This window comes from Acinetobacter sp. YQ_14 (genome assembly GCF_043102985.1).
GTDB classification, from domain to species: Bacteria; Pseudomonadota; Gammaproteobacteria; order Pseudomonadales; family Moraxellaceae; genus Acinetobacter; species Acinetobacter venetianus.
The window spans coordinates 86,355-100,177 of record NZ_JBICJJ010000022.1 but is presented as its reverse complement, the minus strand read 5'-3'; the positions used below and the strand labels follow the sequence as shown (position 1 = coordinate 100,177).

Here is a 13,823-nt window from a genome sequence, read left to right as displayed (position 1 = left end):
TGTGATTTTTTGTCGTTAGAATGCTTTTAAATTTTTTGCTCGAATTTTGACCTATGCTTTTAACATTCGGTTAAGTTTTTAAAAAAAGACTGATCGGCTGATTAAACCAAAAGTTAAAATTTTCTTTAATTTTCAGGAATAACTTATGAGTGACGCCCAAGCGAATCAACAAGATGCTGCTTTAAATTCGGCATCAGATGATGCAATGAAAGCAAAACGTAAAAAGTTTTTAGGATTTTTTGCACTCATTCTTATTCTTGCAGCAATTTTGTATGGCATTTGGGCGATTTTCTTCAATCATTCTGTGACCACAGATAACGCTTATGTAGGGGCGGAAACTGCACAAATCACTTCGATGGTGAATGGTCAAGTTGCCGATGTTTTGGTTAAAGATACGCAACAAGTGAAACAGGGTGATGTACTGGTTCGCATTGACGAGCGTGATGCCAAAATTCAATTGGCACAAGCTCAAGCTGAATTGGCAAAAGCGCAACGTCAATATAAACAGAGTCAGGCAAATAGCAGCTCACTTAACTCGCAAGTTGTGGTTCGTAATGATGAAATTACCAGTGCCCAAGCGCAAGTAACTAAAGCACAAGCTGATTTTGATCGTGCAACGCTAGAATTAAAACGCCGTAATGAACTGGCAGCTTCTGGTGCAATTTCAAAAGAAGAATTAAGTAAAGCGCAAAGTGCTGTGTCAACGGCAAAAGCAAGTTTGGATTTAGCGCAGGCTGGATTGGCTCAGGCAACTTCAAGCCGTAAAGCAGCTGAAAGTACTTTGGCCGCAAATGAAGCATTGATTCAAGGAGTCAATGAATCATCTACGCCTGATGTTTTGGTTGCTCAAGCCCATGTTGAACAAGCCAAATTGGACTTAGATCGTACGGTGATCCGAGCACCAGTCGATGGTGTTGTAACACGTAAGAATATCCAGATTGGACAGCGTGTAGCACCTGGTACAGTGATAATGTCAGTTGTTCCTGTTGCTGCACTTTATGTTGATGCAAACTACAAAGAAAGCCAACTTGCGAAAGTAAAAGCAGGGCAGAAAGTTACACTCAAATCCGATTTATACGGTGATGATGTTGTTTACCATGGTGTAGTTCAAGGCTTCTCTGGCGGTACAGGCGCCGCATTTGCTTTGATTCCGGCTCAGAACGCAACTGGTAACTGGATTAAGGTGGTACAACGTTTACCTGTACGTATTTCTCTAGATCCAAAAGAGCTTGCTGAACATCCACTGCGTGTCGGCTTGTCGATGGAAGCGGATATTGACCTTGCATCGAAGTAATTAGCCATGAAAACGCAAACACCTTTTGCAGAACTGAGTGGTGGACGATTGCTGCTTGCAGCATTTGTTATTGCACTCTCAAACTTTATGGTGGTTTTAGATACCACCATTGCCAATGTATCTGTACCACATATCACAGGAAACTTAGCTGTTTCAAGTTCACAAGGGACTTGGGTTATTACGTCCTATGCTGTTGCCGAAGCAATTTGTGTTCCTTTAACTGGCTGGTTGGCTGGACGCTTTGGGACTGTTCGGGTCTTTGTCTTTGGACTGATTGGTTTCACTATTTTTTCATTCCTCTGTGGTTTAGCGACCTCACTGGAAACGTTGGTATTTTTCCGTATAGGTCAAGGTCTTTGTGGTGGTCCGCTGATGCCACTCAGTCAAACCTTGCTCATGCGTATTTTCCCTCCAGAAAAACATTCACAAGCCATGGGAATGTGGGCAATGACCACTGTCGTTGGCCCAATTTTAGGTCCGATTTTGGGCGGCTTAATCAGTGATAATTTGTCGTGGCACTGGATTTTCTTTATCAACATTCCTGTCGGTATTTTCTGTGTCTTAGCTGCGATACGCTTGCTATCTGTTGCTGAAACCAAAACTGAAAAATTACGTATTGATGCAATTGGCTTGGGCTTATTGGTGTTGTGGATTGGCGCATTGCAACTCATGCTTGATCTTGGGCATGAGCGGGATTGGTTCAATAGCAGCAGCATTATTATGCTTGCTCTGATCGCTGTTGTTGGCTTTGTCGTGTTTATGATATGGGAGCTGACTGAGAAGCATCCTGTGGTCAATCTCTATGTATTTAGGCATCGGGGATTTGCAGTTTCTGTGCTCGCACTGGCTTTTGGCTTTGGCTCATTCTTTGGCAGTATTGTCTTGATCCCGCAATGGTTACAGATCAATTTAGGCTATACCGCAACATGGGCAGGTTATCTCACCGCCACGATGGGATTTGGTAGTTTAACCATGTCGCCTATCGTTGCGAAACTGGCAACGAAATACGATCCACGAGCATTGGCAAGTTTTGGTTTAGCTTTGCTCGGTGTCGTTACCGTCATGCGTATGTTTTGGGTGACCGATGCAGACTTTATGGCCTTGGCATGGCCGCAGATTTTGCAGGGCTTTGCTGTACCGTTTTTCTTTATTCCGCTGTCGAATATTGCAATGGGATCGGTATTACCATCAGAAATGGCTTCTGCCGCAGGTTTGATGAACTTTTTACGGACAATGGCAGGGGCTATTGGTGCATCGATTGCGGTGACGATTTGGGATGATCATACCAAAGTGGCACGCAGTGAAATGGTTAATTCTTTACATCCGCAAGAAGTACAAAATAGCTTGCTTCAAAATGGATTCTCTCCAGATGCAACACTGGGTGTGATTGCGAATTTAGTCGATAAAGAGGCAATTACCATATCAGCCAACCATGTATTTATGCTTTTGGCATTGGTATTTATATTTGCGAGTGCATTCATTTGGTTGAGTCCAAAACCGAAACCGATCTCAGGTGGACCTGCACCACATTAACTTAGATGAAAATAGGTTGTTGACTATAAAAAAACTCGGATATTTAATCCGAGTTTTTTATTTTTCTACTTTTTATTTTCATTGTAATTTTTTTATCAAAAAGTACTTTTTGAGAGAGGAAAATCAAAAGACTTGGAAAGTGTTTTTTAGCGTCAATTTAAAGGTTTTGGATATAAAATATACTTAATTTGCAGTTTTTTAGTGAAAAGCTTGATTAATCGAAATTATAGGCGTATAAAGCATAACCTCTGGTGCGGGATGGAGCAGTCTGGTAGCTCGTCGGGCTCATAACCCGAAGGTCGTTGGTTCAAATCCAGCTCCCGCTACCAATTTATTTATTTGAATTTTGCTCTGTGATGTTTTAAATATTGCTGATGGTCATAATCACTTTGGCAATGAAATTAGCTTAAATAACCCTAAATAAAGCTAAAATTATTAGATTCTAGAAATGTTGTTATCCTCTCTCATTTGTCTAATCTTGTAGTAAATCAAAATCGATCACTTGAGCTCAGTAATGAGTGATTCTGTCGTGAAAATTATCAATGAATGGCGTATAGCCAAAGCCGTGAATGGCAATGAAATATCTGTACAAATTATCCCACTTAAACGTCAACAAAATACGTTGGAAGGTTTTAAATGGGTTGAAGTTGGGAAAAAAGTTCTACTAGAGTCTGGTCAAGAAATTGACTTTAATTTAGATGGAAATAGCTTCTATACTTCGGTGAATCAGCTTTATCGATTGACATAAAAATTTCACATAGCTGTAGTACTTATTAAATGAAAATAGGCTGATTGAAAGCATCACGGTCTAATTTTATTTATATTCAAACAAGATATTTGAAGGTACAGCAGGCATGAGTGAAACAATCAATGGTACAGTAAAATGGTTCAATGAAAAGAAAGGATTTGGATTTATTCAATCTGATTCTGGCCAAGAAGTGTTTGCCCATTTTAGTGAAATCCAAAGCAAAGGCTTTCGAGCACTGCAAGAAGGGCAACGCGTAACATTTACGTTAGGTGAGGGGCAGAAAGGGCCAGTAGCTAAAATGATTACGGTGATCTAAGACATTAGATCACAATAAAAAAGCTCACATTAGGTGGGCTTTTTTTATCGTCTGTAGTGTAAATATTTAGTCAATTTGGCGATTATTAAGTTGTGATACGAAGATAGCTGATCATAATAAAATATTTTTTCCAACTGATCATTGAGGTGTTCAATAGATTTAAGCTTTATATAGTGAACAATTAAATCTAATGAACTGTGAATATTAAAATTATGGCATTAGCTCTTAGTCTTATGTTCCCAAGCCTTTAAAAATGTTTCGCAGATTTCTTTGTTAAGTTGTCGAAACTCTTGTTGGGATGGTGTTGTACCACCTATTAGTGTTGCTGGATATGAGTATCCCATAACAGCACCCAAAAATACTTTTGCTGCTGCTTCAGGATTTAATACTTTGATGATCCCAGCATTGTTTGCTTTTTCTAGAATATTGATTAGAGATTTTTTAACACTTCCATGAGTCCGTTGTTGGACTTGCTCAAGAATTTCAGGCATTTCTACTAAAGCAATAATTAGAAGTCTTTGAATTCGAATTACATCGTGATCATAAAAGTGTTTTTGAACAGATTGGCAAATTTCTAACAATAACTTATCTAAATGATTGATCTTATCTAGGTTTTTATTATCAATGAAAGGAGCATCCATTTCAGCTTTGAAATCTTCAAATATTTCAATAAGTAGTGCTGTCTTTGTTGGGAAATGGTTATATAGCGTTTGTCTTGTAGTTCCTGCCTTAATTGCAATGTTATCTAAACTTACATCTAAACCATGCTCAAGAAATTGCTCACGTGCGGCTAAGATGATTTTTGGGCGAATATTTGAAGGCCTTCCTCTAGGTTTTTTTAATTTCAACATAATTACAATTTCTAACGGATTAATATTTATTTTACAGTAAAGTAAATAAATTATCTATAGGTCTAGGATTCTAGATATGTCTGATTTGAGATTTTCAAGTTATAAAATTTTTTTTTACTTTCTTTTACTCCCTTTTTTAAATGGATGTGATTCAGATCAACCTATAAAAAAAGCTATTCAACAGGTGAGCGTGATGACTATGACACCTGAAACTATTGAAACTAACAACCTATTAGCTGGAAGAACAGTTGCATCAGAAATTTCACAAGTCAGGCCTCAAGTAAATGGGGTAGTCATTGCACAGCTTTTTCAGGAAGGTTCATATGTAAAAAAGGGCCAACCACTTTATAAAATTGATTCAACACTTTATCGAGATAGTTTTGAGGAAGCGCGAGGAAATCTCGAATTGGCTCAAGCAACAGTAAACTCTACTCGTCTTCAAGCTGAACGTTACGAACAATTAATTAGTGTCAATGGTGTTAGTCGTCAGGAATTAGATGATGCACGGGCTGCTTATGCACAAGCAAAGGCTGCTGTAAATGTTAATAGAGCATTACTAAAAACTGCACAAACCAATCTTAATTACACTCAAATTACGGCTCCAATTTCGGGGCGAATTGGTCGATCAACGATTACACGTGGCGCTCTTGTAACGTCTAGTCAAGTAGATGCTCTAGTAACAATTCAGAATTTAGATCCTATGTATGTGGACTTAACACAATCCAGTGATGAGTTTATGGCACTTCGGAAACAACTCACAGAGGATGGAATACAGCCTGAAGAGTTAAGTGTTGATTTGCAGATGAATAATGGAATGAACTATCCAGAAAAGGGCACTTTTAAGTTTAGCGATATTACAGTAGATGAAGCGACTGATAGTGTTACGTTACGTTCTTCATTTGCTAACCCCAATCAATCTTTATTGCCAGGAATGTATGTGCGGGCACAACTTGGTACAGGACCACGTCCAAAAAGTTTATTAATTCCCCAAGGGATTGAAATGAGAAATGCTGATGGTGAAGCATTTGTGTGGGTTGTTGTACAGGGGAATAAAGTTGAACAAAGAGCGATTACTTTAGGCGAAGCCATAGATAATCGGTGGTTAGTATTATCTGGTTTGCGTTCTGGAGACAAAGTTGTTGTTGAAGGTCTGCAAGGGTTAAGTGCTGGTCTGGTCGTTGAACCTACACCAATTCGCTGAGGAATTTTCGTATGCTATCTAGTTTCTTTATCGCGCGTCCGATATTCGCTTGGGTATTGTCCATATGCATTATGGCGCTGGGTGCAATTTCTATTTTCACTTTATCTGTTGAGCAATATCCTGATATTGCACCTCCCGGTGTAAATGTAACAGCAAATTATCCTGGTGCTTCAGCCAGTACAGTTGAAGATAGTGTTACTCAAATATTAGAGCAACAAATTAAGGGTATTGATGGTCTACTTTATTTTTCTTCTACAAGTAGTTCAGCTGGTCAGGCTCGTATTAGTTTGAGTTTTGATCAAAATACGAATCCAGATACAGCTCAAGTTCAGGTACAGAACGCAGTAAATCAAGCCTTGAGCCGTTTACCACAAGAAGTTCAACAACAGGGCATAACCGTTACAAAGTCTCAAGGAGACAGTCTGTTGGTTTTTGCTCTTTATGATGAAAGTGGTGCAAGATCAGATGTTGATATATCAGATTACATGGTAAGTACACTTCAAGATCCATTAAGTCGGGTAGATGGGGTGGGTGAGATTACAGTATTTGGTGCGCAGTATGCGATGCGGATATGGCTTGATCCGCATAAGCTAAATAGTTATAGCTTAATGCCATCCGATGTCAGAGCAGCTATTGAAGCTCAAAATACTCAAATTACAGCAGGTGAGCTTGGAGCTTTACCAACTAAAGAAAACCAAGCTTTAAATGCAACTGTGACAGCACTTTCACGTTTACAAACGGTAAGTCAATTTGAAAATATCATTTTGCGGACTGAGCCAAATGGTAGTGTGGTGCTGCTAAAAGATGTTGCTCGAGTCGAACGAGGTGCAGAAAGTTATCAGACAACCACAAGATTGAATGGTAAATATGCTTCAGGTATGTCAATTCAGTTAGCTTCAGGTGCAAACGCTCTTGAAACTGCCGAACGTGTTAAAGCCGAAGTTTCCAGATTAACAGCATCGATGCCAGCAGGTTTAAAGGTGGCCTATCCACGTGATAGTACTCCATTTGTAGAGGCTTCTGTTCAAGGTGTGATTAAGACCCTCGCTGAGGCAATCGTACTTGTTACTATCGTGATGTTCATATTTTTGCAAAGTTGGCGTGCAACTTTAATTCCTGCTATCGCAGTTCCAGTAGTTTTGCTAGGTACATTTGGAGTTCTGAGTGTATTGGGTTATACCATTAATACGTTGACATTGTTCGCGATGGTCTTAGCAATTGGACTCTTGGTTGATGATGCCATTGTCGTTGTAGAAAATGTTGAGCGTGTGATGCATGAGCAAGGTCTTGACCCAAGAGAAGCCACACTTCTTTCTATGAAAGAAATTTCAGGTGCTTTAGTTGGTATCGCGATGGTCTTGTCTGCTGTATTTTTGCCGATGGCATTTTTTGGCGGCTCCGTAGGTATGATTTATCGGCAATTTTCTGTGACATTGGTCGCAGCGATGGTGCTTTCTGCAGTGGTTGCCTTAACGTTATCTCCAGCCTTATGTGCGACTTTACTTAGACCAACAAACCATCAGCATAAAAAGAGACGTTTCTTTACTTGGTTTAACCAAAAAGTAGATCAGAGTCAATCTAAATACCGCAATTTACTCACTAAGATCATCAGTAAACCTAAAATATTTATGGTTTTATTTGTAGTGATTACTGCTTTATTAGGATGGCAATATACACGAATGAATACTGGTTTCCTTCCGCAAGAAGATCAGGGTTCCGTCATGGTTCAGTTTAGTACGCCTGTGGGCACGACTTTAGCTGAAACTCAAAAGATAGGTAATCAAATTTCAGAGTATTTCATGACGAATGAGAAAGATAACTTGAACGTTATTTTTATGGTTATGGGGCGAAATAATGCTGGTAGTGGTCAGAATGTTGGTATGGCATTTGCCAGTCTAAAGCATTGGAATGATCGTAAGGGTGAAGATAATACTGCTGAGGCAATTATTTCTCGTGCAAATGCACATTTTCGATCAATGAAACAAGCGCGGGTTCAAGTTCTTTCTCCATCGGCGGTACGTGGACTTGGTCAATCTAGTGGTTTTGAATTATGGATGCAAGATGTGGAAGGTAAAGGGCGAGATGCTTTATTAGCCGCGCAAAATGCAGTTTTAAAAGAGGCAACCGCAGATTCTAGCCTTGCTGCAGTCCGATTAAATGGACTCGAAGATAAGTCTCAATTACAGGTTAATATTGATCAACGTAAGGCAAGTGCATTCGGTTTGGCGCAGACAGATATTAGTAGTACGTTATCCACTGCATGGGGCGGTTCTTATATCAATGACTTCATTGATAGAGGACGTGTTAAACGCGTTTATTTACAAGGTGATGCAGCATATCGGTCATTACCACAAGACATTAGCCAGTGGTATGTGAGAGGAACGACAGGAGAAATGACGCCATTTGCTAGTTTCTCATCTGTTAATTGGCAAATGGGACCGCAGATGTTGCAGCGTTTCAATGGCCTTTCATCTGTTCAGCTTCAAGGTTCTGCCGCAACTGGGGAAAGTTCAGGGGGGGCTATGAATAAAATGCAACAGTTAATTGATCAACAACAAGGCTTTAGCCTTCAATGGAGTGGTTTGTCTTATCAAGAAAAGTTAGCGAGTGGTCAGACGATCTGGTTATATCTGGCATCTATCATATTTATCTTTTTATGTTTGGCTGCATTATATGAAAGTTGGTCAATTCCATTCTCCGTTTTACTTGTTATTCCTCTTGGATTAATTGGTGCTGTTATTGCTGCAAGTATTGCAGGATATGTTAATGACATTTATTTTCAGGTTGCGATGCTCACGACTATTGGTCTTTCAGCTAAAAATGCGATTCTTATCGTGGAGTTTGCCGCAGCAAAACTAGCTGAAGGTCAGTCATTAATAGAGGCTGTTATTGAGGGTGCAGGCCAAAGGTTAAGGCCCATTATCATGACCTCATTGGCATTTGTTGCTGGTGTTTTACCTCTGGCAGTTTCAACAGGAGCTGGTGCTGCGAGTAGAAGAGAAATTGGTATCGCTGTGACAGGAGGGATGATATCTGGAACGTTGCTTTCAATTTTCTTTGTTCCTTTATTTTTCTTTTTGGTTCGTCATATCTTTACTAGAAGAAAAATGATGCCTAAAACATGAGTTGAATAAAAATTTCTAATCGAAACATCTAGAGTGATTTCGATTAGAGATTTCTAAACATGATGTTCCTGAAAACTATATACAGTGTCTTGGTATATTGCTATGAAATTTAAAAGAGAATCGGATTCATATTCCTGACTTATGTTAAGCATCAAAGTTTAATGACGATTTCATTACAATGAATGGCAAAAGATCTATGTTTTCCATTTGAAATACGGCGCATCTTTTTCTGTAGGTGGGCTGCTGCATTCCAAACTTGTAAATTATATTTGTTAATTATAAAGAATCGCCTTCGTTAGATTTTTATTGATCTTATCTACGTGAAGTAATAAAAAAGTCAAATGAGATTGTACATAATGAGTCAAATAAAAAAGCCTTTAAGTTCAATGCTTAAAGGCTTTTTTATATTTCATCGGATTGCTCCGAATCGAATTTTGGTGGAGATGGCGGGAGTTGAACCCGCGTCCGCCAGCACTACACTCGAGAATACTACATGCTTAGATATCGTCTATTGTTTTAACACCAAGTGACCCGACGAACAGGGTACAAAGTGCGATCCTCTAAGTTTGGTATAAAGCCCCGAGGCTTGACTCTATACGGACTTGTGTGCGTGCGCTTCGGTCGGGTTCCTAGACCACAAGTATTCTAGGAAGCGGACAAGCTGCCCTTAGGCAGCTAGAGCGTAAGTTTCGTCGTTTGCGACTATTTAAATGCAAATTTTATTTACGAGAGAAAATGCGCTCTCGGCATGCATCTATGAGCTTCATCACCAGCGTCGAAGCCAATAACATCCCCATATATGAACGAGCATCATAACACAAATATAGGAAATTTAAATCTAAATCTCTAATGGAATGTATTTGTGATTGAAAAGTAGGCATCCCAAACATACGGTAGTTAAATACAGAATAATTTACAGAAAATTTACGCCTTACTCTTATTTCAATATAGAGAATTTACGCAGTCAATTTCCATACTAGTACTGACTTATTTTTTTAAATGGCATGTGCTATGTGGGAATTTATTTCCGTATTTATCCTTGCATTGGTTTTAGCCTATCCATTAGGACGCTATCTTGCAGATGTGATGCAAGCTCAACCAATGAAAAGCGATCGTTTCTTTAAATGGATTGAGCAACCAATTTATTCCATTTTGAATGTGAAACAAGTGGGTATGAATTGGCGGCAATATCTTGCTGCTTTTGTCATCAGTAATCTTTTGTTATTAGGCATCAGCATCGCGATCTTGATGACGCAAGCTTGGTTACCGCTGAATCCTGATCATATTCCAAATATGAATTGGGATTTAGCAGTACACACAACGATTTCATTTCTAACCAATACCAATCAGCAGCATTATTCAGGCCAGGCTCAATTGTCTTATCTGTCGCAAATGACTGTGATTGTTGGTTTGCAATATTTATCTCCAATTATGGGTTTAGCTTTGTTAACAGCCATGTTAAGAGCTTTATTTTTACAGCCCAAAGATCAAGCTTTGGAAAATATTGAACCAAAAAATGCATCACAAATTAATCTTGGAAATTATTGGATGGATATGATCCGACCATTATTCCGATTCTTTATTCCTTTGGGTTTAGTTTTTTCTCTATTACTGACTTTTCAAGGTGTGCCATCAACACTTTCTGCTGGTCCAACTGCGCAAGTTTTAGATCGAAGCACTGAAGTTCAGACCCAGCATATTCCTCTTGGACCTGTTGCACCGATGGTGGCGATCAAGCAATTAGGCAGTAATGGTGGTGGTTGGTATGGTCCAAACAGTAGTGTGCCTTTAGAAAATCCAACGCCATTATCAAATGTGCTGGAGATGCTTGCGATCTTGCTGATCCCAATGTCGGTTGTATTTATGCTTGGTCGTTTTGTGCAACGCAAAAAATTAATGTGGATGATTTTGGGTACGATGTTGTTGATGTCATTGGCTTCCACTGTATTCACATTATGGACTGAAAAATCTTCATTGGTTCCAAATACGGCGCTAATGGAAGGTAAAGAAGTCCGTTTTGGTGCTGAAGCTTCTGCTTTATGGGGAAGTTTAACCACACAAGTGAATAATGGTTCGGTCAATATGATGCATGACTCAGCTTCACCATTAACGGGTTTGGTTGAGCTATGTAATATGCTGATTAATGCCATTTGGGGCGGAATCGGTTGTGGTTTATTACAGTTCTTTATTTATCTATTTTTAGCTGTATTTATTGCAGGTTTGATGACTGGTCGCACGCCTGAATTATTTGGACGAAAAATTGAAGTCACTGAAATTAAGTTATTGGCATTGGTCATTCTCTTACAACCAGTGGTAATTCTTGGTTTAACTGCAATCGCCATTGCTTTCCCATCTTTAACAGGTAATTCGAATCCTGCATCGCATGGTATTAGCCAAGTCTTTTATGAATATGTGTCTGCGTTTGCCAATAATGGTTCTGGTTTTGAAGGCTTAGCCGACAACACTATATGGTGGAATCTAAGTGCCAGTGTTGCGTTATTAGCAGGTCGTTATAGCGTGTTGATCATTCCCGTTTTAATTGCAGTCAGTCTAGCAACCAAACCTAAAGCAGATGAGACCAAGGGTTCTTTACAGATTGAGTCGCCTACATTTGCGCTGACTTTAATCGGAATTGTACTGATTTTAACGCTATTGCAATTTATGCCAGTGTTGGTGATTGGACCAATTGCCGATTATTTATCTGTGCTATCTGTGAAAGTTTAAGCGTGGAGCGACAACAATGAAACATTCAAATGCTACACATATGGATATCTTGAATAAAGAAATTATTCAGCAAACCTTTTATAAATTATTACCGCAGCATGCCTTTAAAAATCCCGTAATGGCATGTGTATGGATTGGAACAGTATTAACCATCGTGGCAACGTTGATGGGGAGTACCAGTTTTGGATTTGGTATTTTACTGAGCTTGATCTTATTGGTAACCGTTTTGTTTGCCAATTATGCAGAAGCAGTAGCAGAAGCCAAAGGACGTGGACAGGCATCTTCTTTACGCCAAGCTCGTGAAAACTTAATGGCAAATAAAATTGCTGATCTAAATGCTACTCCAATGGTGATTTCTGCAAATTTATTAAAAAAAGATGATTTGGTGATCATCAAAGCTGGTGAAATCGTGCCTGCAGATGGTGAAATCATTCAAGGTTTTGCCACCATTAATGAGTCGGCGGTGACAGGTGAGTCTGCACCTGTATTACGTGAAGCCAATACGGATCGGTCAGGTGTGATTGGGGGTACCAAAGTTTTATCAGATCAAATTATTGTTCGTGTCAGTAATGAGGCAGGCAATAGTTTTCTAGATCGCATGATTGCTTTGGTTGAGGGTGCAAACCGTCAAAAAACACCGAATGAAATTGCGTTAAGTATCCTACTCAATATCATGACCATTACTTTTATTGTTGTGGTTGTCACATTACCGTTTATTGGTTCTATGGTGGGCATCAAAATCAGTCTGGTGATGTTGATTGCATTATTGGTCTGTCTCATTCCAACTACTATTGGTGGTTTGTTGCCTGCGATTGGGATTGCAGGAATGAACAGAGCCTTAAAAGCCAATGTGTTGGCGAAGTCAGGTAAAGCTGTTGAGGTTGCTGGTGATATTGATGTATTGCTGTTGGATAAAACAGGAACGATTACCTACGGCGATCGCCAAGCAACAGCTTTTTACCCATTGGCTGGTGTGAGTCCAAGTGAATTACGCCAAGCAGCAATGCTCACGTCATTTGCTGACCCAACGCCTGAAGGTAAATCGATCGTGAGTTTAGGTAAAGAAATGGGTGAAAGTATCCGTGAACCTAAAGATGCAGAATTTATTCAGTTTAGTACTTCAACACGGTTATCTGGAGTTGATTTAGCGATAGGGCAAAAGATTCGCAAAGGCGCAGTGGATGCGATTCTAAAATTTACCCAACAAGAGATTAAAGACAATATTGAGCTGAAAGCCCGTGTAGAACAAGTCGCTTCTAAAGGCGCAACACCATTAGTTGTAGCATCGAATCATACAATTTTAGGTGTGATTGAACTTTCAGATGTGATTAAACAAGGAATTAAAGAACGCTTTGCATTGTTACGAGAGATGGGGATTAAAACCATCATGGTAACAGGGGATAATCCTTTGACCGCTGCCGCAATTGCCGCTGAAGCAGGTGTAGATGATTATATTGCTGAAGCTCGACCTGAAGATAAATTAGCTTGTATTCGTAAAGAGCAAGCCGCAGGAAAATTGGTCGCAATGGTTGGCGATGGAACCAATGATGCACCCGCTTTGGCACAAGCAGATATTGGTTTGGCGATGAACTCAGGTACGCAAGCTGCAAAAGAAGCAGGAAATATGGTCGATCTAGATTCTGATCCAACCAAACTGCTTGATGTAGTAGAAATTGGCAAGCAGCAGTTGATTACTCGAGGCGCTTTAACCACATTTTCTTTAGCAAACGATGTGTCTAAATACTTTGTGATTTTACCTGCATTGTTCGCCGTTGCGATTCCTCAGCTTGATGTCTTGAATATTTTACAGTTGAGTAGTCCAAGTAGTGCGGTGATTTCTGCATTGATTTTCAATGCACTGATCATTCCGATGTTGATTCCTTTAGCGCTGAAAGGGGTGCAGTTTAAACCTGCCAGTGCCTTACAGCTATTGCGTCGTAATATGCTGATTTATGGCGTAGGTGGTGTGGTTTTCCCTTTTATTGCGATCAAATTGATTGACCTTATTGTGTCGTTGTGGATTTAGGAGTA

At 39.6% G+C, this 13,823-nt stretch carries 9 protein-coding genes, 1 tRNA gene and 1 other RNA gene; 9 read left to right on the top strand and 2 right to left on the bottom strand.

What is annotated here, in order from left to right:
• Positions 1–145: 145 nt before the first annotated feature.
• The 5 genes from ACF8D3_RS11315 (at position 146) to ACF8D3_RS11295 (ending at position 3,891) form a co-directional block, all read left to right on the top strand.
• Positions 146–1,294, top strand: a complete 1,149-nt coding sequence (locus ACF8D3_RS11315) for an HlyD family efflux transporter periplasmic adaptor subunit (protein ID WP_019384988.1) — start codon at positions 146–148, stop codon at positions 1,292–1,294.
• A 6-nt stretch (positions 1,295–1,300) separates the two neighbouring features.
• On the top strand, positions 1,301–2,827 hold the full coding sequence (locus tag ACF8D3_RS11310) for a DHA2 family efflux MFS transporter permease subunit (RefSeq protein ID WP_392471579.1): 1,527 nt from the start codon (positions 1,301–1,303) through the stop codon (positions 2,825–2,827).
• 252 nt (positions 2,828–3,079) lie between these two features.
• Positions 3,080–3,156, top strand: a tRNA-Met gene (locus tag ACF8D3_RS11305).
• 185 nt (positions 3,157–3,341) lie between these two features.
• Positions 3,342–3,575, top strand: a complete 234-nt coding sequence (locus ACF8D3_RS11300; RefSeq protein WP_004881015.1) for a hypothetical protein — start codon at positions 3,342–3,344, stop codon at positions 3,573–3,575.
• A gap of 106 nt (positions 3,576–3,681) precedes the next feature.
• Entirely contained in the window at positions 3,682–3,891 is a 210-nt protein-coding gene (locus ACF8D3_RS11295) for a cold-shock protein (RefSeq protein ID WP_392471578.1), read from the top strand.
• Between the two features lie 218 nt (positions 3,892–4,109).
• Here the strand turns inward: ACF8D3_RS11295 and ACF8D3_RS11290 are convergent, their stop codons facing one another.
• Complete coding sequence (locus ACF8D3_RS11290) at positions 4,110–4,742, bottom strand: TetR/AcrR family transcriptional regulator (RefSeq protein ID WP_392471577.1); 633 nt, start codon at positions 4,740–4,742, stop codon at positions 4,110–4,112.
• 76 nt (positions 4,743–4,818) lie between these two features.
• Between ACF8D3_RS11290 and ACF8D3_RS11285 the strand changes: the two genes are divergently transcribed.
• Positions 4,819–5,943 carry an efflux RND transporter periplasmic adaptor subunit gene (locus tag ACF8D3_RS11285; protein WP_392471576.1) on the top strand — a complete coding sequence of 375 codons (1,125 nt, stop codon included), beginning with the start codon at positions 4,819–4,821 and terminating at the stop codon, positions 5,941–5,943.
• An 11-nt stretch (positions 5,944–5,954) separates the two neighbouring features.
• The gene (adeE, locus tag ACF8D3_RS11280) at positions 5,955–9,068 is read left to right on the top strand and encodes a multidrug efflux RND transporter permease subunit AdeE (RefSeq protein ID WP_392471575.1); all 3,114 of its coding nucleotides are present in this window, start codon (positions 5,955–5,957) and stop codon (positions 9,066–9,068) included.
• Positions 9,069–9,503: 435 nt separating this feature from the next.
• On the opposite strand, the gene ssrA is transcribed toward adeE, so the two are convergent.
• Positions 9,504–9,863: a transfer-messenger RNA gene (ssrA, locus tag ACF8D3_RS11275) on the bottom strand.
• A gap of 216 nt (positions 9,864–10,079) precedes the next feature.
• On the opposite strand from ssrA, the gene kdpA reads away from it, so the two are divergent.
• Positions 10,080–11,792 carry a potassium-transporting ATPase subunit KdpA gene (kdpA, locus tag ACF8D3_RS11270; RefSeq protein WP_392471574.1) on the top strand — a complete coding sequence of 571 codons (1,713 nt, stop codon included), beginning with the start codon at positions 10,080–10,082 and terminating at the stop codon, positions 11,790–11,792.
• Between the two features lie 16 nt (positions 11,793–11,808).
• Positions 11,809–13,818, top strand: a complete 2,010-nt coding sequence (kdpB, locus tag ACF8D3_RS11265; protein WP_392471572.1) for a potassium-transporting ATPase subunit KdpB — start codon at positions 11,809–11,811, stop codon at positions 13,816–13,818.
• Positions 13,819–13,823 lie beyond the last annotated feature (5 nt).